This window comes from Neolewinella aquimaris, from assembly GCF_014197245.1.
Lineage (GTDB): Bacteria > Bacteroidota > Bacteroidia > Chitinophagales > Saprospiraceae > Neolewinella > Neolewinella aquimaris.
Map to the genome: position 1 here is coordinate 330,260 of NZ_JACIFF010000006.1, position 22,713 is coordinate 352,972.

18 protein-coding genes are annotated in these 22,713 nt (G+C 57.9%); 8 read left to right on the plus strand and 10 right to left on the minus strand.

From position 1 onward, the window contains the following. Window positions 1–30 precede the first annotated feature (30 nt). Complete coding sequence (locus GGR28_RS13160; protein WP_183496264.1) at window positions 31–690, minus strand: nitroreductase family protein; 660 nt, start codon at window positions 688–690, stop codon at window positions 31–33. A gap of 177 nt (window positions 691–867) precedes the next feature. On the opposite strand from GGR28_RS13160, the gene GGR28_RS13165 reads away from it, so the two are divergent. Continuing rightward, on the plus strand, window positions 868–3,333 hold the full coding sequence (locus tag GGR28_RS13165) for an outer membrane beta-barrel family protein (protein ID WP_183496265.1): 2,466 nt from the start codon (window positions 868–870) through the stop codon (window positions 3,331–3,333). 23 nt (window positions 3,334–3,356) lie between these two features. On the opposite strand, the gene GGR28_RS13170 is transcribed toward GGR28_RS13165, so the two are convergent. After that, window positions 3,357–6,626: a S41 family peptidase gene (locus tag GGR28_RS13170; RefSeq protein ID WP_221233884.1), complete on the minus strand. Its 3,270-nt coding sequence runs from the start codon at window positions 6,624–6,626 to the stop codon at window positions 3,357–3,359. A gap of 178 nt (window positions 6,627–6,804) precedes the next feature. Between GGR28_RS13170 and GGR28_RS13175 the strand changes: the two genes are divergently transcribed. Further along, entirely contained in the window at window positions 6,805–7,314 is a 510-nt protein-coding gene (locus GGR28_RS13175; protein ID WP_183496266.1) for an FKBP-type peptidyl-prolyl cis-trans isomerase, read from the plus strand. Between the two features lie 25 nt (window positions 7,315–7,339). Here GGR28_RS13175 and GGR28_RS13180 read toward each other — a convergent pair whose 3' ends face one another. Next, on the minus strand, window positions 7,340–8,725 hold the full coding sequence (locus tag GGR28_RS13180; protein WP_183496267.1) for a dipeptidase: 1,386 nt from the start codon (window positions 8,723–8,725) through the stop codon (window positions 7,340–7,342). A gap of 109 nt (window positions 8,726–8,834) precedes the next feature. On the opposite strand from GGR28_RS13180, the gene GGR28_RS13185 reads away from it, so the two are divergent. After that, the gene (locus GGR28_RS13185; protein ID WP_183496268.1) at window positions 8,835–9,116 is read left to right on the plus strand and encodes a PLD nuclease N-terminal domain-containing protein; all 282 of its coding nucleotides are present in this window, start codon (window positions 8,835–8,837) and stop codon (window positions 9,114–9,116) included. On the opposite strand, the gene cdaA is transcribed toward GGR28_RS13185, so the two are convergent. After that, window positions 9,113–9,910 carry a diadenylate cyclase CdaA gene (cdaA, locus tag GGR28_RS13190; RefSeq protein ID WP_246416713.1) on the minus strand — a complete coding sequence of 266 codons (798 nt, stop codon included), beginning with the start codon at window positions 9,908–9,910 and terminating at the stop codon, window positions 9,113–9,115. The two genes, GGR28_RS13185 and cdaA, sit on opposite strands and share 4 nt — an antisense overlap. 8 nt (window positions 9,911–9,918) lie before the next feature. Next, on the minus strand, window positions 9,919–10,530 hold the full coding sequence (locus GGR28_RS13195) for an OmpH family outer membrane protein (RefSeq protein WP_183496269.1): 612 nt from the start codon (window positions 10,528–10,530) through the stop codon (window positions 9,919–9,921). Between the two features lie 37 nt (window positions 10,531–10,567). On the opposite strand from GGR28_RS13195, the gene GGR28_RS13200 reads away from it, so the two are divergent. Further along, a complete protein-coding gene (locus tag GGR28_RS13200) occupies window positions 10,568–11,455 on the plus strand; it encodes an EamA family transporter (RefSeq protein WP_183496270.1) in 888 nt (295 codons plus the stop codon). 96 nt (window positions 11,456–11,551) lie between these two features. On the opposite strand, the gene nspC is transcribed toward GGR28_RS13200, so the two are convergent. The 3 genes from nspC to GGR28_RS13215 all read right to left on the minus strand — a co-directional run bounded on the left by nspC (window position 11,552) and on the right by GGR28_RS13215 (window position 14,940). Further along, window positions 11,552–12,679, minus strand: a complete 1,128-nt coding sequence (nspC, locus tag GGR28_RS13205; RefSeq protein ID WP_183496271.1) for a carboxynorspermidine decarboxylase — start codon at window positions 12,677–12,679, stop codon at window positions 11,552–11,554. A 69-nt stretch (window positions 12,680–12,748) separates the two neighbouring features. Further along, entirely contained in the window at window positions 12,749–14,530 is a 1,782-nt protein-coding gene (locus GGR28_RS13210; protein ID WP_183496272.1) for a nitrogenase component 1 family protein, read from the minus strand. A gap of 62 nt (window positions 14,531–14,592) precedes the next feature. Then, window positions 14,593–14,940 carry a 4Fe-4S dicluster domain-containing protein gene (locus GGR28_RS13215; protein ID WP_183496273.1) on the minus strand — a complete coding sequence of 116 codons (348 nt, stop codon included), beginning with the start codon at window positions 14,938–14,940 and terminating at the stop codon, window positions 14,593–14,595. 221 nt (window positions 14,941–15,161) lie between these two features. On the opposite strand from GGR28_RS13215, the gene GGR28_RS13220 reads away from it, so the two are divergent. Continuing rightward, window positions 15,162–15,701 (plus strand): TraR/DksA family transcriptional regulator, encoded by a 540-nt coding sequence (locus GGR28_RS13220; protein WP_183496274.1) that lies wholly within the window; start codon window positions 15,162–15,164, stop codon window positions 15,699–15,701. Window positions 15,702–15,705: 4 nt separating this feature from the next. Next, on the plus strand, window positions 15,706–16,221 hold the full coding sequence (locus GGR28_RS13225) for a gamma carbonic anhydrase family protein (protein ID WP_183496275.1): 516 nt from the start codon (window positions 15,706–15,708) through the stop codon (window positions 16,219–16,221). On the opposite strand, the gene GGR28_RS13230 is transcribed toward GGR28_RS13225, so the two are convergent. Further along, on the minus strand, window positions 16,211–16,858 hold the full coding sequence (locus GGR28_RS13230; protein ID WP_183496276.1) for a 4'-phosphopantetheinyl transferase family protein: 648 nt from the start codon (window positions 16,856–16,858) through the stop codon (window positions 16,211–16,213). The two genes, GGR28_RS13225 and GGR28_RS13230, sit on opposite strands and share 11 nt — an antisense overlap. A gap of 251 nt (window positions 16,859–17,109) precedes the next feature. Between GGR28_RS13230 and GGR28_RS13235 the strand changes: the two genes are divergently transcribed. After that, window positions 17,110–18,003 carry a WD40 repeat domain-containing protein gene (locus GGR28_RS13235; protein ID WP_183496293.1) on the plus strand — a complete coding sequence of 298 codons (894 nt, stop codon included), beginning with the start codon at window positions 17,110–17,112 and terminating at the stop codon, window positions 18,001–18,003. Between the two features lie 128 nt (window positions 18,004–18,131). On the opposite strand, the gene gcvP is transcribed toward GGR28_RS13235, so the two are convergent. Beyond that, on the minus strand, window positions 18,132–21,038 hold the full coding sequence (gene gcvP / locus GGR28_RS13240) for an aminomethyl-transferring glycine dehydrogenase (RefSeq protein WP_183496277.1): 2,907 nt from the start codon (window positions 21,036–21,038) through the stop codon (window positions 18,132–18,134). A gap of 297 nt (window positions 21,039–21,335) precedes the next feature. Between gcvP and GGR28_RS13245 the strand changes: the two genes are divergently transcribed. After that, the gene (locus tag GGR28_RS13245; RefSeq protein ID WP_183496278.1) at window positions 21,336–22,478 is read left to right on the plus strand and encodes a tyrosine-type recombinase/integrase; all 1,143 of its coding nucleotides are present in this window, start codon (window positions 21,336–21,338) and stop codon (window positions 22,476–22,478) included. Window positions 22,479–22,713: the final 235 nt, after the last annotated feature.

Genomic DNA, 22,713 nt, shown 5'->3' on the forward strand with positions numbered 1-22,713 from the left:
AAGATTGCGTCAGCTAATATAACGGATAAGTCAGTACCAAGTTAGCACCTTATCCAGCGCTTTCCGCTCGATCGCTGGCACCCGGGCATCCTCCGCCGGCAGGCCCACGGGGAGCAGGAGGTAGGCCCGCTCGTTCTCCGGTCGACCGAGCACTTTCTGCAGAAAATTCATCGGACTGGGGGTGTGGGTCACCGTAACCAGCCCAGCCCGGTGAATGGCCGCGATCAGGAAGCCGCAGGCGATGCCGACCGATTCGTTGACGTAGTAGTTCTTGTGCCGTTTGCCGTCTTCCCCCACGTCGTACGCCTTTTTGAACACTACGATCAGGTAGGGAGCGGTAGCCAGAAAGGGCTTATGCCAATCGGTCCCGAACACGGCCAGGTCCTCCAGCCACTCCTCCGACATGCGGCCGTGGTAATTGTCGTACTCCTCCTTCTCGGCCGCCTCCCGGATCTGCCGCTTGATCTCCGGGTCACTGACCACGCAAAAGTGCCACGGCTGCTTGTGGGCACCGGAGGGGGCGGTGGCGGCAGTGCGCACGATGTGCTCGATCACGGTGCGCGAAACCGGCGTATCGGAAAAATCGCGGACGGTGCGGCGACGACTCAGTTCGCTAAAATTAGCCGCCGCGATGGCAGTCATTTCCTCGGACGAGCGGGCCTGGTGGTGTAGGGGAAGGTTGTCGGGCATGGCCAAAAATAGGGCATAACTCCCCGTTGCCCGATGGGCTGCCTTCGATCGGGAACCCGTCGGACGAGCGGTGATCGTAGAGTATTCCACGCCGTTCGTCGAACAGCCCGAAAAGCCTGAAACAAGGGGAATGCTAGGGACGTAATCCTACCACTACTTAGCCCCGATCGCACTGTTATGAAAACACTCTTACTTCTTCTCTGCCTTTGCACGACCTCCCTCCTCGCGCAGTTCCCCGGCGCCGGCGGTCCGCCCGCGATCAAGGGCACCATCAAGGGCACCGTCACCGACGCCCAGACCGGCGACCCCGTCGAGTATGCAACCATCGTCCTGCTGGCCGCCGACGGAGCAACCCAGATCAACGGTACCCTTACCGAGCCCGACGGAAGCTTCAAACTGACCGACATTCCCGTAGGGGAGTACCAGATCAAAGCCTCCTTCATCGGCTACACGGAGCAAACTGTCGCCGAGGTGAAGACCACCAAGAAAAGCCCCGACCTCGAGCTTGCCCCCATCGCCCTGGCCAACGACGCCGTCATGCTCGAAGGCATCGAAGTCACCGGCGAGGCCAGCCTGATCGAAAACCGCATCGACAAACTTGTCTACAACGCCGAGAAGGACGCTACCAACCAGGGTGGCGATGCCAGCGACGTACTGCGCAAGGTACCCCTGCTGAGCGTCGACCTCGAAGGAAACGTCAGCCTGCGCGGCTCCTCCAACCTCCGCATCCTCATCAACGGCCGCCCGTCGACGATCTTCGCCACCAGCGTAGCCGATGCCCTCAAAAGCATCCCCTCCGACCAGATCAAATCGGTAGAGGTGATCACCACCCCCTCGGCCCGCTACGACGGCGAGGGCTCGGGCGGCATCATCAACATCATCACCAAGAAAAAGGACGCCCAGGGCTTCACCGGCACCGTCAACTCCAGCCTCGGCACCCGCCAGAACAACTTCGGCCTGAACGTCAACGCCCTCGTCGGCCGCTTCGGCATCAACGGCGGCGTCAACGGCTTCTGGAGCTGGAAACGGGACGCGCTCATCGACTTCCGCCGCACTGACTTCGGCACCAGCGGACCCATCCGCCAGCTGACCCAGAGTGGGGTAAATGAATCCGGCTTTTTCGGCGCCAACGGCAACGTCGGGGCCTTCTACGATTTCAACGCTTACAACAGCCTCAACCTGAGCGGCCGCTACAACCGTTTCGCCCGCAGCGGCGAGGGCATCACGACCGGCCTGATCGACACCTACGGCGAGGGCGACAACGTCAGCTTCTCCCGCTTCAACGACAGCGAAAATGCCAACAGCGGATTCGACGGCACCCTCGACTACCGCCGCACCTTCCCCGATCAGCCCGATCGCGAACTCATCCTCGCCTTCCAGGTCAGCGGACAGGACAGCCGCACCGACAACATCGTCGACCAGACCGGCGAGCTGCCCATCTACCAGCGCGATCTCATCAACACCAACGACGGCCTCAACCTGGAGTACACCGGCCAGCTCGATTACGTCCACCCCGCCGGCGAGAAATTAAAGGTCGAGACCGGAGTAAAGACGGTCATCCGCCGCATCGACAGCGACTACCGCACCCAGGTAAAACCAAACGACGGCGGCACCTTCACGGACTCGCCCCAACTGACCGACCTCTTCCTCTACGACCAGGACGTCTACGCCGCCTACCTCAGCGCCAACTGGACCGTTAACGACAACTGGGGACTCGTCGCCGGCGCCCGCTACGAAGCTACCGAGATCGGCGGAGAGTTCCGCAGCGAGAATCCCAGCTTCGAGAACAGCTACCAAAACTTCCTGCCCAGCATCATCCTGAGCAGAAAGCTCAGCCAGTTCAGCAACCTCAAGGGCAGCTACAACCAGCGCATCCAGCGGCCAAGTCTTTTCTACATCAACCCCTTCACGGCCATCTCCGATCCCAACTCCCTCCAGATTGGTAATCCTGACCTTCAGCCCGAAGTGGTCGACCAGTACGAACTGGCCTACAATACCTACATCAAGGGGGTGGTCATCAACGCCTCCGTCTACTACCGCGGCACCAAGGACCTCATCGAGAGCTTCCTGACCATCGACGACGACGGCGTCGCCAGCACGACCACCTTCCTCAACATCGGCAGCAGCGACACCTACGGCACCAACTTTTTCACCTCCTTCACGCTCTGGAAGAAGCTGCAACTCCGCGCCAGCATCAACTACGGTCGCTACAACGGAACGGGCTTCGTCGGCGGCGAGCAACTGGAACGTTCGGCCGACCTCATCAGCGGCAACGGCGGCGGCAGCTACAAATTCAGCGACAAACTGCGGGCTGATTTCTTCGTCTTCGGCCGCGGACCCCAGCAGACCCTCCAGGGCAGCAACCCGAGCTTCAGCATCTACGGCGTGGGCCTCAACTACGACCTCAGCGAACGCACCTCCGTCGGCCTCCGCATCATCACCCCCTTCAGTGAAGACAAGGTGTTTGCTTCCAGCCTCCGCGGAGACGATTTCGAACAGGAAAGCTCCTTCACGATCCCCTTCCGCAGCTTCGGCGTCAACTTCAGCCACAAGTTCGGAGCCATCGACTTCAAAGCCCAGAACCGCCGCAGCCGCGTGCGCAACGACGACCAGAAGGAAGGGGAGGGGAATCAGCAGTTTTAAATTGAAAATTAGAAATTGGCAATTTAAAATTTAGCCGATCCCCGTTTCTCAAAGGCCGGACGCTCCGGCTGTGGCGTCGGGTGCTCTCGCAACTGCTTCATCACTTCCTCGATCGCTCGTTCCAGTTGCGGGTCACGGCCGGCCATCACGTCCTTCGGAAATTGCTCCACTTCGATGTCCGGCGCGACGCCTTCGTTCTCCACCCGGTAGCCGTCCTTGTCCCAGAAGGCTACGTTCGGGGCGGTTACCGATCCCCCGTCGATGAATTCGGGGAAACCAAGTACGCCAACCAGTCCGCCCCAGGTGCGCTTGCCGATCATGGGCCCGAGCTCATTCTGCCGCCACAAATAGGGAAACAGGTCGCCGCCCGAGCCGGCGGTCTCGTCGACGAGCAGCACCTTGGGTCCCCGAATGGAGGCTACCGGAGCATGCTGATCCTGTCCGTAGCGGTAGGTCCAGCTGTTCTGGTAGGGCCGCATCAGTAGCTCGATGTAGTAATCGGCAATCTGCCCGCCCCCGTTAAAGCGCTCGTCCACGATGATGGCCTGTTTATCGACCTGCGGGAAGAAGTAGCGCTTGAAGTATTCGAACCCACCCCCGCCGGTGTTGGGAACGTAGACGTACGCCACTTTCCCGTCGGTGGCCTCGTTCACCTTTTTCAGGTTGCCCTCCACCCAGTCGCGGTTGCGCAGGTCGTACTCGTCTTCGACTGGCGTGACCATCACCTTACGGGAGTTTGTTCCATCGGCGTTGGGGCCTACCGTGAGTTCTACGATCCGGCCCGCCGTGCGCTCGAACAGGCGGTACAGGTTGTCGCCCGCCACCAGTTCTTCTCCGTCGACCGCCAGCAGGTATTCGCCCACTTTCACGTTCACGCCGGGCTCGGTGAGGGGAGAGGCCAGGTCCCGGTTCCAGTTGAGCCCTCCGTATATTTTAGCGAAACGGTAGCGCCCGTTCGCCGTGGTGTAATCCGCTCCCAGCAGGCCACCCTTCACTTCTTCGACTTCGCGCAGGGGCTCTCCCTGGCTGCCGAAGCGGTGATGGCCCACGCCGAGTTCGCTGCCCATCCATTCCATTACGCGGTATAGGTCGTCGCTGGTCCTCACTGCGGCGAGGAAGGGCTCGTATTTCTGCTTCATGGCCGTCCAATCCACGCCGTGCATATTCGGGTCGTAAAAGTAATCGCGGTTTACGCGCCACATCTCGTGGAAAATATTCTTCCACTCCGCGGCCGGATCGATCTTGACGGAAAGACTGTAATCGTCGGGACTCTTCAGATCCTCCAACGTAGGCTCCTCCCTGCTCGTAACACCCCAGCGGCCGTAACTTCCGACGAAGAGTTTTTTTCCGTCGGCGGTCACCTCGAACCAGTCGGCGGGAATGAGCTCGGTGGCCTCCCGCTCCTCCAGGGAGTAGGAGTTGATCAAGGATCCCTCATCTGAGTGCGATAGAAACATCAGTACGCCCTCGGCCGGTGCGGCCAGGTTGTCGTAGTTGCCGTTCGGCAGGGGCAGGTGAACGATTCGCGTCTCCAGTCCGTCAAAGTCGATCACCAGGGGAGCGACAACGGTATCCCGTGCTTCCGTTTCTTGAGCTTGTTTTTTGGGCTTGTCCGCACTTCGTTCCTTCTCCAGGGCGGCCTCAAACTGCGCGTCGTCGTCCTCCCCTTCGCGATCGTTTCGGTGGAAGATGGGCGACACGACATCCTTCTGCAGGGTGATCAGGTAGATGCCATTCGTGGCGCGCATGTCGTTGCTCGACTGCTGGAACCAGTTGACGACCGGACCCGCATCCGTTGAAGCCGTCAGGTACAGATACTTACCGGAAGGATCGAATACAGGCTCCGTAACATTTACCAAGGGATCGGTAACGGGAGTTGATTCGCCCGTCGCAAGATTATATACGTACGCCCGCTCGAAATTGGTTGACGTGATCTTAGAGTAGGCCAGCCACTTCCCGTCGTGCGACCAGGACCCGAACAGGTCGCGGTACTCTCCGGGATAGTAGAACACATCCTGATCCACCTTTTTCACCTGTCCGCTGGCGACGTTAAGCACGTAGAGGTTACGGCCGTTGTCCACGAACGCCAGGTGATTCGCGTCGGGAGACCAGTGCAGGTGAGCGTAAAATCCCGTACCGTTCAGGGCAATTTCCCGTGTGGTCTCCTGGGCGGCGGCGCGCAGGTGCAATGCATATTCCCCGGAAGCGTCGCTAAAGAACGCGATCGTCTTCCCGTCCGGAGACCAGGCCGGATACGTTTCGTGGGCTCCGGGAGAACGCGTGAGGTTATCTACGTCCCCCTGCTCGGCGGGTGCCGTGAGTATTTCGCCACGGAAGTCGAAAACCAGCCGCTTCCCCGTCGGCGAAACTCCGGCGGAGCGCACGTGGTGTCCGCCCGTCACGTACCGGGGACGCACGTCAAGTACGTCGGCCGCAAAGTCGATTTCCACCCGATTCACCTCGCGGGTTCCGGGGTCGTAGGTGTGGAGGTACCCCGCCTGCTCGAACACGATCGATCCCGCTCCCGCGTTCAGCGCAATGACTGGAAAGTCGGTAAAGGCGGTCAGCCGGTCGGTAGCTCGGGTCGCCGGATCGTAGCTGTAAAGGTTGTACTCTCCGTCGCGGTCGCTGCGGAAGTATACCTTCCCGTCGAGCCACTGCGGAAAGTTGTCGTTGCTCCCGGTCTCCGGTTTGGGAATCTCGACGACTGAGCTGTCGGCCATTTGGTACACCCAGACGCGCGATACCGTACCTCCCCGGTAGTTTTTCCACATAGACGAGCGATCGCCGAGCGGCGTATAGGCCAGGTAGTTGCCGTCGGCGGAGTAATCCGCCTGAAAGGCGGTCGGCAGGTGCAGTGGCGTCACTTCGCCCCCCTCAAGTCCGATGGTGAACAACTGGTTGTAGCGATTGGTGAAGACGTCGCGTTTGGAGGTGAAGAGCACGCCCTTCCCGTCCGGCGTGAAGGCCTGCACCTCGTCGGGGTAGGGGTGCCAGGTCAGCCGTTTGGGAATGCCGCCCGTGGTGGGTACCGTATACACATCGAGGTTGCCGTCGTAGGCTCCGGTGAAGGCGATGGTTTGACCGTCCGGACTGAATACCGGATGAGATTCCCGTCCCTCGCCGATGGTAAGCCGGCGCACGTTGCTTCCGTCGCGGTCCGCCACCCAGAGGTCGCCCGCGTAGGCAAAGGCCACGTGGTCGGCGCTAATGGCGGGATCGGCGACCAACCGCGTCTGTGCGTGTAGGGAGGGGAAAGCGAAAAGAAGAAGGGGTAAGAGAATACGGTACATATGTTGCGGTAGTTAGGGCTGGGAAAATACAACATTCTCCGTACCGCTATTCGTCGGCAAATTCCGAAATCGTTTGACCTCCCCGCCAGCTCGGGTTCCGAATTGTACCGCTCCTGCGTTCCCGCCCAACTTTTCCCGCAATTCCGTTTTATAGCCTCTATATCCTGAATCTACGACCATGACCATCGACGACCACGCCATCGTAACCATGACCTACGAAGTCCGCGACGGCGGCCCCTCGGGTACGCTGCTGGAACGGATGGACGTGAATTACCCATTCAAATTTATGTTCGGTACCGGACGAATGCTGCCCGCCTGGGAACGCCGCATTTTCGGCCTGAAGAGCGGTATGGGATTCAGCTTTCTACTCGCTCCCGACGACGCATACGGTAAGGTCAGTCCCGATCACGTGCTCGAGGCCCCCATCTCCATTTTTTACAACGAACGCGAACAGATCGAACCGGGATTGCTGGAACGCGGGCAGTACATCACCCTCACCGATTCCAACGGAAAAGCCGTAAACGCGAAGGTCATCGACTGGGACGACAAGATCGTAACCCTCGACGCCAACCACGCCCTGGCCGGTAAGACGCTGTTCTTCTCAGGTGCCATCCTGAACGTGCGGGAGGCTACCGTCGACGAGTTGGTCCGCAAGCAGTACATCGAAGAGGGTGGGGTGCGCAGCTGAAAATTTTAAATGTGAAATTTTATATTTAAGATTTCCTGGCTGCGTAGGCCTTGAAGAACGCCGGTACCGTCTCGATCCCCTTGTAGAAGTTCCACAGTCCGAAGTGCTCGTTGGGGCTGTGCAGTCCGTCGGTATCGAAGCCGAAGCCCATCAGGATGGTCTCTACTTCCAGTACTTCTTTAAATTGGGCGACGATGGGAATGGAGCCTCCCTCGTACATCGGTACGGGCGTTTCTCCGAACGTCTGCTGAATGGCCTCCTCGGCCGCTTTGTACTCCGGCGTATCCGTGGGAGTCACGTACGGGTTGCCGCCGTGGTGGGGGATCACCTCGACCTTAACGGATTCCGGAGCGATGCTTTTGAAGTGATCGGAGAAGAGTTTGGTGATCTTCTCGTGATCCTGCTTCGACACCAGGCGCATGCTGATCTTGGCGTTGGCTACAGCGGGAATCACCGTTTTTGATCCCTCCCCCGTAAATCCGCCCCAGATGCCGTTAACGTCCAGCGTGGGAAGGATGCCGGTGCGCTCGTAGGTGGTGTATCCTTTTTCTCCCTCCAGGCCGAAGACGCCGGGCGAATTCATGTATTCCTGGGCGTCGAAGGGCGCGTCCTGCATCAGTTTGCGGTCGCGGTCGCTGGGGAAGCGCACGTCGTCGTAGAAGCCGGGGATGGTGATGTGTTTGTTCTCGTCCTTCAGGCTGGCGATCATCTCGCAGAGTACGTTGATGGGGTTGGCCACCGCTCCGCCGAATAAACCGGAGTGCATATCGGCCCGCGCCGAGCGCACCTTTACGTCGAGGTAAGTCAGGCCGCGCAGGCCCACCGTCACGCTCGGGTGCTTCTTACTCAGCAGGCTCGTATCGGAGATCAGGATGACGTCCGACTTTAGCTTCTCCTTATGCTCTTTGATGAAGGGAACCAGATTGGGACTACCGATCTCCTCCTCCCCCTCGATCATAAACTTGACGTTGCAGGTGAGGCTGTCGGTCTGGATCATCGCTTCCACGGCCTTGAGGTGGATGAACATTTGTCCCTTATCGTCGGTCGCGCCCCGTGCGAAAATTGCCCCGTCGGGGTGGTTCTCCGTTTTCTTGATCGTCGGTTCAAAGGGGGGTGTTTCCCATTCGTCGAGCGGATCGGCGGGCTGCACGTCGTAGTGGCCGTAGATGAGGACCGTGGGGGCCTTTTCGTCAACGATCTTTTCCGCGTACACGATGGGGTGGCCGTCGGTAGGGTAGAGCTCGGCCCGATCGAGCCCGGCCCGCACGAGGTATTCCTGTACCTGTACGGCGCAGTGGTGGGTATCCTTATCGTGCTCGCGGGCGGTACTGATGCTCGGAATGCGAATCAGTGTTTTGAGCTCTTCAAGAAAGCGGTCGCGGTGTTGGTCGATGTATTGCTGGGTGGTCATTCGGTTAAGTTAAGTACAAGGCTGCCTCCCCGATAGCCAAGGGGGCGATCTCCAGTCACAACGAACACCGCGACCCACCAACGAGGTTGTATCACAAACTCAGCAAACCATGAATATCCGTCGTTTCCTTCCCCTCGTACCCCTTCTGACCCTCCTCACTGCCTGCGGCGAAGACGTCAGTACCGGCGAAGCCGTTGCCGGCGGCATTGGCATCTGGGCCATCGGCAGCATCCTGGCCCTCATCATCATCGTGCTCGCCGTCCTCGACCTCATCAAGAAGCCCTATCCCCTGGAGAAAAAACTCATCTGGGGCGCCATTATTTTCTTTGTTCCCTTCCTGGGTGCCCTGCTGTACTTCGTCATCGGCCGCAACAAGGAGTCGGTATTTTAGAGGTACATATCGAGTAACTCCGTAAGCCGCTCCTCCGAGATGCCGCGTTCCAGTACCCCTCCGTAAGCAAAGGAGATCTTACCCGTTTCTTCCGAGACGATAAAGCAGGCCACGTCGATCTTCTCCGTTACCCCGACGGCGGCACGGTGACGCAAGCCTACCGCCGTGGGCAATTCGCTGTTCTCGGACACCGGTAGAATTGCACTGGCTTTCACAATGCGGCGATTGGAGATCAGCACCGCACCATCGTGCAGCGGACTCTCCTTATTAAAAATACTGACCAGCAGCCCGTAACTGATGTCGGCATTCAAGTCCGTGCCGCCCGTGATCACGGTGCTCGGATCGGCCTCCTGCGTACAGACGATCAGGGCCCCGGTCCGCTGTCGGGCCATCCGCAGAAACGCGCGCCGGACTACGGCGGTCTGGGGTGCCTTATCCCGCTCGAACTCCTCCCTGCCCAGCAGACGATTCCAGAAACTGTCCCGTTGCTTGATCGTGCCGCTGCCGAGGAGGAGCAGAAACCGCCGCACCTCCGGTTGAAAAATAATGATCAGGCTGATGAATCCTACCTGAATAAACTGATTGAGGATGTTGCTCAGCAGGTCCATTCCCAGGGCCGTAAACGCCTGGTAGCTGAAAAACAAGGCTACGATCCCCACGAAAATGTTCAGCGCGATGCTTCCCCGCAGCAGCCGGTACAACCAGTAGATCAGGTACCCTACGATGAGTACATCGAAGACGTCCCAGATGTCTACCGACAAAAAACCGATCTTAAAGAGGAGGGGCAACGACATGCGGTGATCTACTGCAGACTGTCCTGCGAAGCATTAAGCCGTTCGAGCACGAGGTTCGTAATGTCGTACCGGTCGTTGGTGATGAGGACGGCGGAATTCTGACCCTGATTGAGAATAAAGTCGTAGTTATTCTCCGCCTGCAACTCCTCGAGCACCGCCTTGACCCGCTCGGAGAACTGCTGCTGTATCCGAAGCTGGTCCTCCTGAATGCTACCGAGCGCGATTTCGCGCTGCTGCATGATCTCCTGTTCTTTCTTGGCCATCCGCTGCTGCTCGGCCTGAATCTTGTTCGGGGCCAGCAGACCCTGCTGTACCTGATTCTGCACCCGCTGCACTTCTTTCTGGAAGGCGGCCACCCGGGCATTGTGGTTCTGCTCCGCCTTGTTGAAGTTTTCTTCCAACCGCGTCAGCTCATCGGCCACCTGGGTGTACCCGGCCTGCAGGCTGTCTACTTTTACGAATACGATGTTCAGCCCCCCGGTGGACGCTTCTCCCTTTACGGAGTTGCTAGTGGCAGTTGCGGGGGCCTTATCGGTTGCCCCGGAACGGTCGCAACCAAAAAAGCCCAGGCAGAGCAGAACTAAAGCGGCGCTGGAAAGTATTCTTGCGAAGTCGGTCATCACTCAATCTTGATTTCCCGCAAAAGTACGCCTAGTTATGGGACGTGACCGCCTCCTCATCATCCTCGCTTTCTTTACCACGTATTTCGTCTGGGGAGCTACCTATCTGGCCAACTACTGGGCGATCGATTCCATCCCGGTGTTCGGAATGGGCGCTACCCGTTTTCTCTTTGCCGGATTTTTGCTTTACGGCTACACCGTACTAAGGGGAGACCGTACCCTCCCCCGGGGCCGTTACCTCCTCAACTCCGGAATCATCGGTGTGCTCCTGTTGAGCGTCGGTACCGGCGCCGTGGTGTGGGCACAGCAGTACATCCCCACCAGTACCACTTCCCTCATTATTGCCTTCGAGCCGCTGGTCGTCATGATGATGATGTGGCTCGTACTGGACAGTCGCCCCTCAGTGAAAGCCTTCGTTGGCGCCTTCGTCAGCATCTGCGGAATGGCCCTGTTGATCTCCCAGCCCATTGCCATCGGGGGAGCTGAATCGATCAAGGGGCTCATCGGCATCGTGTCCGGAATGCTCTGCTGGGGAGCAGGAATGCTCCTGCGGCAGCGGCTCGATCTCGGACCCAACCGCGTACGTGCCACCGCCATGCAGATGATCGTAGCCGGCCTTTTTCTGGGAATATTCAGTCTCTCCCTCAACGAATGGGACGGCTGGAGCTACACCCAAATCACCGCCCGCTCCGCTTACTCCTGGCTCTTCCTGGTGGTCTTTGGGTCCATTGCTGCTTTCACCGCGTTCAACTACTTGCTCGGCAAGGTGAGCGCCGATAAGGTTTCCACCAACACCTACGTCAATCCCGTCGTCGCGGTTATGCTCGGCGGACTCTTCAACGGGGAAGTCATCTCGGCACAGTCGATGGTCGCCGGAGCGGTCCTACTCGCCGGCGTCTACTTCATCAACTCCGCAAAACACTAGTCGGCCTCGTCGCCGAACCGGTTCTCCCCTCGTCGGCCGACCGACGCAGGAGGCTCGTCCGCCGAGTCCACCGAAAAATATCCGGGCGCAAAATTCCTACCCCATCCGCCCCTCATAATCCGCATACCCGAAACTCCGCCGCGTAACCACTTCCCCCTCCGCATCCACCATCAGGATGTCCGGATGCGGAACCCCGTTAAACATGGTAGATTTTACGGTTGTATAGTGCGCCATATCCTCGAACACCAGCGTGTCGCCCACTCGCGCCGGTTGAGTAAAGAAGTAAGTATCTAAGTAGTCGCCGGCCAGGCAGCTCATGCCACCCAGACGGTACGCGTAGGGGTATCCATCCGCCGCCTCAGCACTCGCCCCCCGCACCACCGGCCGGTAGGGCATCTCCAGGGTATCCGGCATGTGACAGGTAAAACTCACGTCGAGCATTAGGGTCGCCGACCCGTAATTGTTCACAATATCCAGCACGGTGCACTGCAAATATCCCGTTTGCCAAATGTGAGCGCTTCCGGGCTCCAGGGTAATTTTCAAATGGGGATAGCGCTGGCGCAGAGCCTTTAGGGAAGCAACCAACCCCTGTACATCGTAGCCCTCCCGGGTCATGAGGTGACCGCCGCCCAGGTTCAGCCATTCCATTTGCTCCAGGTAGTGACCGAACTGCGCCCGCGTCCGCTCGATCAGGGTCGCCGTGGCCGCCGCATCGCTCTCGCAGAGGGTATGCACGTGGATTCCCTTCAGTCCTTTCGGGGGCCGCGTAGGTAAATTAGGAAGGGTTTCACCCAGGCGACCGTGTTTATTGGAGGGGTTGTACAGGTCGGTTTCTACGGGGCTATATTCCGGGTTTACCCTGAGCCCTACGCTGGTGCCGAGGTCTTCCCAGGTATTCCGGTACCGCTCCAGTTCGGTCAGGGTATTGAACGTAAGGTGTTCCGCCAAACCCGCAAGTTCCCGGAATTCCGCGGGCCGATACACCGGAGCATAAACATGGGGCCGCCGCCCGAAGTGTTTCTGGATCAGCATCGCCTCATTGTGACTACTCGCCGTTGCTCCCGGCAAATACTCCGCAATGGTCGGAAAAGCAGGCCAGTACGCGAAGGCCTTCAGGGCCAGAATGATCTCCACTCCGGCACTCGCCGCTACGTCGGACACCAATTCCAGGTTACGGCGCAGTTTATCTTCTTCAATTACAAACGCGGGAGAGGGTAACGGCATAGGGCATAGCAATTAGAACAGCAAAGAAAAGCTTACAGGGCGGGTACGCAGGAGCCACCAACCCACTTCCTAGAAAGCCTCCGGGCGGCGGGCTACGTTCCAGCGGATGCCCAGATTGATCAGGGTCGTTTCCAAATCGCGAGCGTCCTGGTCGGAATCCTTGTTGCGGGTAAAGTATTCGCCCTCCAGCCAGAGGTTAGGGCGCAGTTCGTAGCCGGCGCGCAACTGTATGATGGTGTTGGAGTAATGCACGCCCTGGCCGATCTCGTTGCCGTAAGTAGCATTGCGCAAATCGCTGGATTGATTGGGGTTTTCACCCACCACGATCCCGTCGCTGCCCTCTCCCTGCTCTATGAGGTAGGCACGGGCGTAGAGGTTCAGGCGGGGAAGCGGCCGGTAATCGAAGCCGATGAGGTTTTCCTCGAAATTTGCTCCCAGCGGGTGCGCTAACGGCATGGCGAAGTGAGTGTAGCTGCTCGAACCTTCGTGGGAGAAAATATAGGGTCGTGCCACGTTCCGCTCGGCAACGAGGTCAAGCTGGTCGATGCCGAACGCATCCACGTGGCGGGCACCAATCTGGTAAGCCCACTTATTGGCCCACCAGCCCCGCTTCTCCACAAACAATTCGTTGTACTTAAATTCGTCCAGGATGAACTGACCGTACACCTCCGTTCGGAAGGGAAGTTGGTAGGCTGCGGTCAGCCCAATCACCACATTGTCCGGTGAACCTACGCTCCCCTCGACCGTCCGGTAGAGTATGATGGGATTGATGTAAGCAAGTTCGAATCCATTATCGCGGTTGAGGACCACCGCCTCAAAGAGGCCAACCGAAAGCCGCTTGCCGATATTGATCGACAGGTGGTGCGCAACGAGAAATTTCTTGGGAAGGAGCGTGTCGCCACCCGGAACATCCTGCGGTCCACTAGTCAATTCCGCGAACAGGTTGCGGTAGTGTAATTTCCAGATGCGCCAGTTGATCTCCAAAAACGGGTAGTTGTTGCTGAAGTCGCTGAGGAAAAGGCTGCGCTCTCCGTAGCCGATGAAGTGCTGCCCGTACCCGAGGCGTACCCCGACGTGGCGCGTCACGTCGGCGGACAGGTATCCCGCCCCGTTCAGGTAGTCGTATCCCCGCTTGATTTTGGCAAAATCGATTTTGAGGTTGTCCTTCACGAGTCCGGCATTGGGCAAGGAACCAATGCGTCGGTAAAAATTCCGGATGTAGTTGGGTGCTCCAAACTGAGTCTCCAGAATTTCAAAGTGTAGAAACAGCCGGTCGTCGAAACCCGCCCGCAACCGCAATCCGCGGCGGTTGAAAAGGTAGGCCTGCTCATCGTCGGTCATCTGCCCGTAGCGCGCGTCTACGATCGGGTTGACGCGGAGGTAGAAGTCTTTCTGGTTATACTGGTACAGGAAGGACGGGGTCTGGTAAAAGGTGCCGAATATGGGTGCCCGCTTGGAGACACGGTACAGCGGCGACTCCTCCGATGCGGTAGCAAAGTCGTCGCCGATCCAGAACGGCGCACGGTCGCCGTCGTCCGTCTCGGTCAGTGACGGTAAACTGAGCCACTCGTTGTTGTCGTCGAAGAAACCCTGTAGCCGGTACCGGTCTACGGTCGACATCTCGCTGCCGTGCAGTTCCAGGTAGGTCTTGGCCAGTCTCACGAGATCCCCTCGGCTCGCGGGACGCAAATTCAGGTCGGCCGCGGGAGCGGTAAACCCCTCGAAGCCGTACCGGAGGTGTAGGCGGCGGATCAGGTCGTAACCTTCCTCGTTGGTGGGCAACGGAGCTCCCTGGGCGGAAAGTAACTGAAGGGCTAAGACGAAGCAGAGAGCGAGGGTAGGACGCAGCACGGACGAAGTTTAGATCGGGTAGGACAGTCCTGCCCCGCTTCAAGTAACGGAAAATGTCGCGTTTATGCGTGCAACGTCTTTTGACGGGCAGCGAGAATCGATTCCGATTCTTCCCGCTCGGGGTCGGGAACGCAGCAGTCTACCGGACAGACCGCGGCACACTGGGGCTCCTCGTGAAACCCAACGCACTCGGTGCACTTATCCGGAACGATGTAGTAAAATTCGTCGCTCACCGGTTCCTGATCTTCGTCGGGGTCGATGGTTTCTCCGGTTTCGATCGTATAGGGAGCGCTGATGGTCGTACCGTCGGAGATCGTCCATTCTACGCCACCCTCATAAATTGCGTTGTTCGGGCATTCCGGTTCGCAGGCTCCGCAGTTGATGCAGTCGTCGGTTATCATGATGGCCATGGGGTGATCTTTTTAGGGGGGGCAAAAGTACAATGCTGGTCACACAACGCCCCGGGAATGTGACTCTATTCAAGTGGTAACGTCAACAAAGGGGCATCAGATTTGCATTAAACGTAAAAAAACATAACATTGAACGCCGGCCGGACGTATTATGGCCCGAGGATTAGCGGGGAAGAAGCCGCCGGCTTTAACCTGACTACCGTACAGATTGAGTTTAAGACATGGAAAGATACAGCGACGAAGAACTCGAAGAGTTCAAAGTAATCATCAAGGATACCTACCAACAGGCCAAGAAGGAGCTCCAAATGCTCCGTGATCAGGTCAGTGAGTTTTCGGAGAACATCACCGAAGGGTTTGGTGCCGACTATACTCAGGACAGCAGTTCCGTGAGCCAGCTCGAATTGCTAAACGAACAGGTACTGCGAAAACGCGACCAGGTGCAGGACCTGCAGAATGCCATGCTGCGGATCAAGAACAAGGTGTACGGCGTTTGCTCCGTTACCGGTAAGCTCATCGATCGGAAGCGACTGGAAGCCGTACCCACTACCACCAAAAGTCTGGAAGGAATGCGTCTCCAGGCCAGCGGCGCAATGGACGTAACCGCTCAGGACCTGGCCCGTATGGCCAGTGAACGGAGGGAAGGACCGAATAAGGTAATTTCCAAGATCAAGAAACCACCCCCGCCGAAGGCAAAGCCGGTTACCAAAAAGCGCAGCCGCCGCCGCAAGGCGCAGGAGGAGGACGAAGACGACTTAATCTGATTTCATGGCCCTTATCATACCCGTGCGGGGTCACACGCCACAGATCGGACAAGACTGCTATCTCGCCGAGAACGCGACGATCGTGGGCGAAGTCGTCATGGGCGACCAGTGCAGCATTTGGTTCACGGCCGTCGTCCGCGGCGACGTAAACCGCATCGAAATGGGCGACCGCGTCAACATTCAGGACGGTGCCTGCATCCACTGCACCTACCAACGCGCCGCTACCAAGATCGGTAACGATGTCAGTATCGGCCACCGCGCCATCGTCCATGGGTGTACGGTTCACGATAGCGTACTCATCGGTATGGGTGCGATCGTCATGGACGATGCGGTCATCGAGAGCAACGTCGTCATCGGTGCCGGAGCGGTGATCCCTTCCGGCATGCGCTGTGAGAGCAACTCCGTATACGCCGGCGTCCCCGCTCAAAAAATAAAGCCGCTGCCACCCGGGCAGCGCAAGGACACCATCGAAAGGATCGCCGCCGCCTACCTGACTTACTCGGGTTGGTTCAAGGATTGATCTCCACGGCGGCTACCAGCACAAAACTCGGATATTTTCGAAACTCCAGCTGAAAATGCATGGTAACCTCTTCGGTACGTAAATACGCATCGGTGCCCGTTGTCATTTGATTGTAGTCAGCCAGGTTGACGTGCAGGTGCTTTCGAAAATCCAGTTGTCGTTTGCCGAAGGCCTTATACATTGCTTCCTTAGCGGCCCAAATAAGGTGGAGCTGAGTGAGTTCGTGCTCCTGGTATAGGTAGAAACCCTCTTCGACATTGACAAACTTCCGTGCCAGTCTGCGAATCTGTGGCACAATACGTTGTACGTCCACTCCACACGGACGGGGATGGGCGATTGCCGCGGAGTATCCTACGGTATGACTGATGGAAACAAAAAATAGGGAATCGTGCAGGTGGGGTTTACCGTCGGTATCCTTGATCAACTCTCCACGGTCCTGCCGGCCGCTCATGTGGTGAAGCAGCAGGCGTGCGGCCAGAAACTCCCGGCGGCGCTCTTCTCCCTTAATGCACTCGAGTTGCTCGATCTCCCGGTGAAACAGGGATACATGATCGCGCAGTTGCGCTTCTGATTCGTCTATACGCCAGAGGCCCCATTCACCCGGGGGCAGAATGGAATCGTGAAAAAGTAGGGGCAATGTTGGATAATTCTAAAGCCGAACCGCATTGACTCGGGTGTCTATATAGTAACAAACACAAGCTACTACAATACAAACTACTGCAATAGCGGCGGCCAACTGAATGGTAGCGGTGAACTGGGGGATCAAAAAACCCACCGCCCAACAAAGGAGAACGAGAAATATATATTTCATTTGGTGGTGTGACGACAGACGTCAAATGCTGGTACGCCGATAAAACCCTGAGCTCTAACAACTTGTTCGCGTCCGTAATGCTAGTACGCTCAAATCAACGGTCCGGGCACCGTGCCGCTATCTATGACCTGAAACCCGACCGCCACGGCTTCTATTCCGCCGCTGCTGACGGATTTTTGGTACACTGGCACCGTGAGGATGTAGATTTTGGCCGGGTAGTCGCCACCGTAGAAGGGGGCAAATTTCTTTCGCTTACGACGACCTCCGAAGGGTTGGTGGCCGGCAGCCTCGATGGGGGAGTCCACTGGCTTTATCCGGATGTCACCGAAAAAAACCGCCACGTCGCCCATCATCGTCACGGCACGTTTTGCCTGCTTACCGTGGGAGAGGAGGTTTACAGCGCCGGTGGCGACGGTGTCCTTACCCGGTGGTCGGTACCGCAGGCCCGCAGCCTCGAATCCCTGCCCCTGTCGCCAAATTCACTGCGCCGACTGGCCTACGATGCTGCCCACGACCGCCTGGCCGTAGGGTCAAGCGATGGCAAAATTTATTTAGTTGACCGGGCTGGCTTTTGCCTCATTGACTCGGCACCCGCGCACCCGCCCTCGGTATTTGCCCTTGCGTTCAGTCCCGACGGGAAGCACCTGTTTGCCGGTGGCCGCGACGCCGGACTCTCCCGCTGGGATGTATCCGATGGCACCCTGAAACTTCAACAAAAAATCACGGCTCACCTCATGACGGTAAACGCTATCGCCGTACACCCCACAGGCGAATACCTCGCTACCGCAAGCCGCGACAAGACCGTCAAACTGTGGCGTACCACTGATCTGCAGCTCCTCAAAGTCATCGAAGTAGTGCGCGACCGGGGACACGTAAACTCCGTCAACACCCTCTGCTGGCTCGACGAGCAAACCCTGATCACGGCCGGCGACGATCGGAGGATTTTGGAATGGGAGTTGGTAGTACGGTAGTTTGTTAGTACGGTAGTACGGTAGTACGGTAGTACCCCGCCTACCGTACTACCGTACTACCGTACTATTGTACTACCGTACTATTGTACTACCGTACTATTGTACTACCGTACTATTGTACTACCGTACTATTGTACTACCGTACTACTATACTCAGACACCGGGGGGCAAGTACAAACAAAATTCCGATCCCCATACCCATCATCGACGCGAGCGACGCTGGGCCAGAATTTGAAGCCTTGACGGAGGTAGGGAAGGGGGTAAGCGGCTTCGCTGCGGGAGTAGGGGTGGTGCCACTCGTCGCCGGTCACTTCGGCAATGGTGTGGGGGGCGTTCTGGAGAACGTTGTCGGTTGCGTCTACCTCACCGCGGGCGATGGCGTCGGCTTCCCGGCGGATGGCAAGGAGGGCGTCACAGAAGCGGTCGAGCTCGTCTTTGCTTTCGCTTTCGGTGGGTTCGATCATGACGGTGCCGGCCACGGGCCACGAGAGGGTGGGGGCGTGGAAGCCGTAGTCGATGAGGCGTTTGGCGAGGTCACCGGCGCTCATCACTGACTTGAAGGGACGCAGATCGATGATCAGTTCGTGGGCCGCACGTCCGCCCTCGCCGGTGAAGAGTACATCGTAGCTATCCTGAATGCGGGCCTTGATGTAATTGGCGTTGAGGATCGCGAATTCACTCGCTTCGCGCAGGCCGCGGGAGCCGAGCATTTTGATGTAGGCGTAGCTGATGAGCAGGATGCTGGCGCTGCCCCAGGGAGCGGAGGCTACCGCGCTGGTTCCCTTCAGGCCGCCGGTGTCCTGAAGTGGGTGGCCGGGCAGGAAGGGGGCAAGCTTTTCATTGCAACAAATGGGACCCATGCCGGGACCGCCGCCGCCGTGGGGAATGGCGAAAGTCTTGTGCAAATTGAGGTGGCAGACATCGGCTCCGATGCGACCCGGGCTGGTGAGGCCGACCTGGGCGTTCATATTGGCACCATCCATATAGACAAGGCCGCCGTGGGCGTGAACCAGTTCGCACATTTCCACAACGCCGGTTTCGAACACCCCGTAGGTGCTTGGGTAGGTGATCATCAGGGCGGCGAGCTTGTCGCTGTGGGCTTCGGCTTTTTCGCGCAAGTCATCGATGTCGACATTGCCGGCCGCATCGCTCTTCACCACGACGACCTGCATCCCGGCCATTACCGCGCTGGCAGGATTGGTACCGTGGGCGGATTCTGGGATAATGGCCACATTCCGGTGGCTTTCGTTGCGGTTCTGGTGGTAGGCGCGGATGACCATTAGTCCCGCATACTCCCCGCTCGCGCCGCTGTTGGGCTGTAGGCTACAGGCCGTGAAGCCGGTAATTTCGGCCAGGTCGTGCTCCAGTTCCTGGAACAGTTCCTTATACCCCTGTGCCTGCTCGATGGGTGCGAAGGGGTGGATGTCCGCAAATTCGGGCCAGCTGACGGGGATCAGTTCCGTGGCCGCGTTCAGTTTCATCGTGCAGGATCCGAGCGGAATCATGCTATGGGTGAGGCTGAGGTCCTTGTTCTCGAGCCGCTTCAGGTACCGCATCATTTCCGTTTCGGTGCGGTAATCGTGGAAATTGGGGTGGGTCAGGAAGTCACTTGTGCGGCGGAGCGCGGGTGCAAGGTTGGTCTCAATTCCAGCAATGCCACCCGACGGGGTGAGCTCAGCCCCTACGTACCCGAGATCTACTTTAAAGATGCGGCAGACGGCCTGGAGGTCGGTGGTGGCAACCGTTTCGTCGAAGCTGATTCGGATACCACCCTCTGCTGGGTAGAAAAAGTTGTAGCCCTCCGTTTCGGCCGACCGGCGGATACCCGCAATCTTTTCGGGGGAAGCCTCGACGTGGATCGTGTCGAAGAACTGTTCCCCGGCCAGCGTGAATCCGGCAGTGCGTAGGGCGTCGGCTAGGATTATCGTGAAGTGGTGGGTGCGTAGGGCGATTGCTTTGAGTCCTTCCGCTCCGTGGTAACAGGCGTACATCGCGGCCATATTGGCGAGCAGGGCCTGGGCGGTGCAAATGTTGGAGGTCGCCTTTTCGCGCCGGATGTGTTGTTCGCGGGTCTGAAGGGCCATGCGTAGGGCCTGGTTGCCGTGACGATCCTGGCTTACTCCGATGATGCGGCCGGGAATGAGGCGCTTGAAGGTGTCGAGGGTTGCAAAGTAGGCAGCGTGGGGCCCACCGAAGCCCATCGGCACACCGAAGCGTTGGCTGTTGCCGACTACGGCATCCGCACCCCACTCGCCGGGGGGTACCAGTAAGGTGAGGGCGAGTAGATCGGCGGCGACGGTGACGGTGATGCTTGCCGCTTTGGCGCGCTCTGTGATGTCCCGGTAGTCTTCTACCATTCCGTTTGCGCCGGGGTACTGAAGCAGGATGCCGAAGACGCGGGCTTCGTCGAGTTCGAAGTCGGCTACCGAACCTACCCTGATCTCGATATCGAGGGGTTCGGCACGGGTGCGTAGTACGGCGAGCGTTTGGGGGAGCACAAGGTCCGATACCAGGAATACATTGGCCGGATCGGATTTGACGCGTTTGTTCTTGTGACCGTAGAACATCGTCATGGCTTCGGCCGCGGCGGTGCCCTCGTCGAGTAGACTGGCGTTAGCGACCGGCATGGCGGTCAGGTCGCTCACCATCGTCTGGAAGTTGAGCAAGCTTTCCAGTCTGCCCTGTGCGATCTCGGCCTGGTAGGGGGTGTACTGGGTGTACCAACCGGGGTTGCAAAACAGGTTGCGCAGGATCACGCTGGGGGTGATCGTGCCATGATATCCCATACCTACGAAGCTCCGGAAAACTTTATTCCGGCTCGCCAGACCCTTTAGGTGTTGCAGATAATAGTACTCGCTGACTGCGGAATCCACTTGCAGCGGCTCGCGGAGTCGGATGTTTTCCGGTACCGTTTGGTCAATAAGTTCGGAGAGAGTTTCAACGCCGATCGTGGCGAGCATCTCGGTGGTTTCTTCGGCTGAGGGGCCGATATGACGGTGGCGGAACTGGTCGTGGCGGGGGGTAAGGGCGCGCATGCGGGGGCGTTGGTTTAAGGGGGCTGCAAAGATAACAATTGGGCCCGAGGCAAGTGACCTGGTTCTCTGGCTAACTTTTTGCGGTTAGCACCATGCTGAATTTCCGCGAAGGATTATATTGGGTTCTGTTTAATATGAATGCCAGATGCGTCGCGCCGACACATGGGGGGCGAAGCCGTTAGGGTAACAGGTGCTTATTTTAGTCGTTTATAAACGCATACAAACAAATATACTCGGATTTACTCGGTTAAAGATCGCTCCGTGGTGTTTCGCACTACAATCTTTCACCCAAAATGAATGATGAAGTCAGAAATTGCGGTCACGATAGTTGAGATCAACGGTACGAAGCACCTTTCGGTGCAGCCACTCGGCTACGTAGATGACTTGTCGAAGCGACTGTATAGGTTAGGGTATTTCACCTTTGACGTCGATCTTCGTAGGTGGCTGGCACGGTTTGACGAGGATCTCGAAGCGGCATTGCATCAGGAATTTACTGGTGACCGCCACGTCGTGAGCGAAAGCGTAGTCCGGCAGGACGATCCACCGCGGCGGCAGTTTACACCGGCCGGGGCAAAGTCCGTGCCCCTGTCTCCGCACTGGGCGGATGCACTGCGATTAACGGAGGAGCAGCTCAGGGTTAAACGGTACAGTTGGCGCACCGTCAAAAGCTACCTTAGTCACCTGCGCATGTTCTTCATTGACCACAATGGGTTGCAGGTTGACGAGATAACGGAACCCGTCATACGACGGTATATTCTTCGGCGTACAAAGTCGGGCAGCTACTCCGCAAGTACGCAGAACCAACTGCTCAATGCCATCAAGTTCTGGTTCGAGCACGTGGAAGATCATCCAAAAACCTTCGTAGACCTGCGCCCCCGGAAGCCCTCTGATTTGCCTACCGTGCTTAGTGTAGAGGAAGTCAGGAGGTTATTCCAAGCTGTTGACAACATCAAGCACCGCTGTATTCTAAAAATGATTTACGGCGGTGGGTTACGGCTTAGCGAGGCGACCAATCTGCGCATTGCGGATGTCCTTTCGGACCGCATGCAGCTGTTCATCCACGGTGGAAAGGGGAAGAAGGATCGTTACACCATCCTCAGTCAGAATGCTCTTGACGAACTGCGAGTCTACTTTCAGCACTATCGTCCAAGCTACTGGTTGTTTGAGGGGCAGAGTGGCGGTCAGTACTCGGTACGGAGCGTGCAATCGCTTTTCCGGCGGGCCGTGCAGAAGTCGCGGGTGAATCCTTACGCTACCGTGCACACCCTACGCCACAGTTATGCGACTCATTTGCTGGAGCAGGGCGTGAGTTTGCGTCACATTCAGGAATTACTGGGGCACGAAAGCAGCAGGACAACCGAGCGGTACACCCGAGTGTCCAATGACGAAAAGCGGCGGATTATCAGTCCGCTGGACAGGTTGGATACTGATGAAGAGTAGTTGCGCATACAGAGCGCTAGATTGGTGTATTCACGTCAATTAGCCTATTCACGTCAACCTCGGTATACCCGTCAATTAACGGAGTTGAGGGGGTAAACCAGCGTACAAGGACGGGCATTCACGCAATCGCATGCGATTGTGTTAGCGGCAAATAATGTAAAAACTTCAACCCTACTAACTTAAAGATTCAAAGTATGAAAACCCCAACTGATGAGGAAATAAAATATGGTGCAGA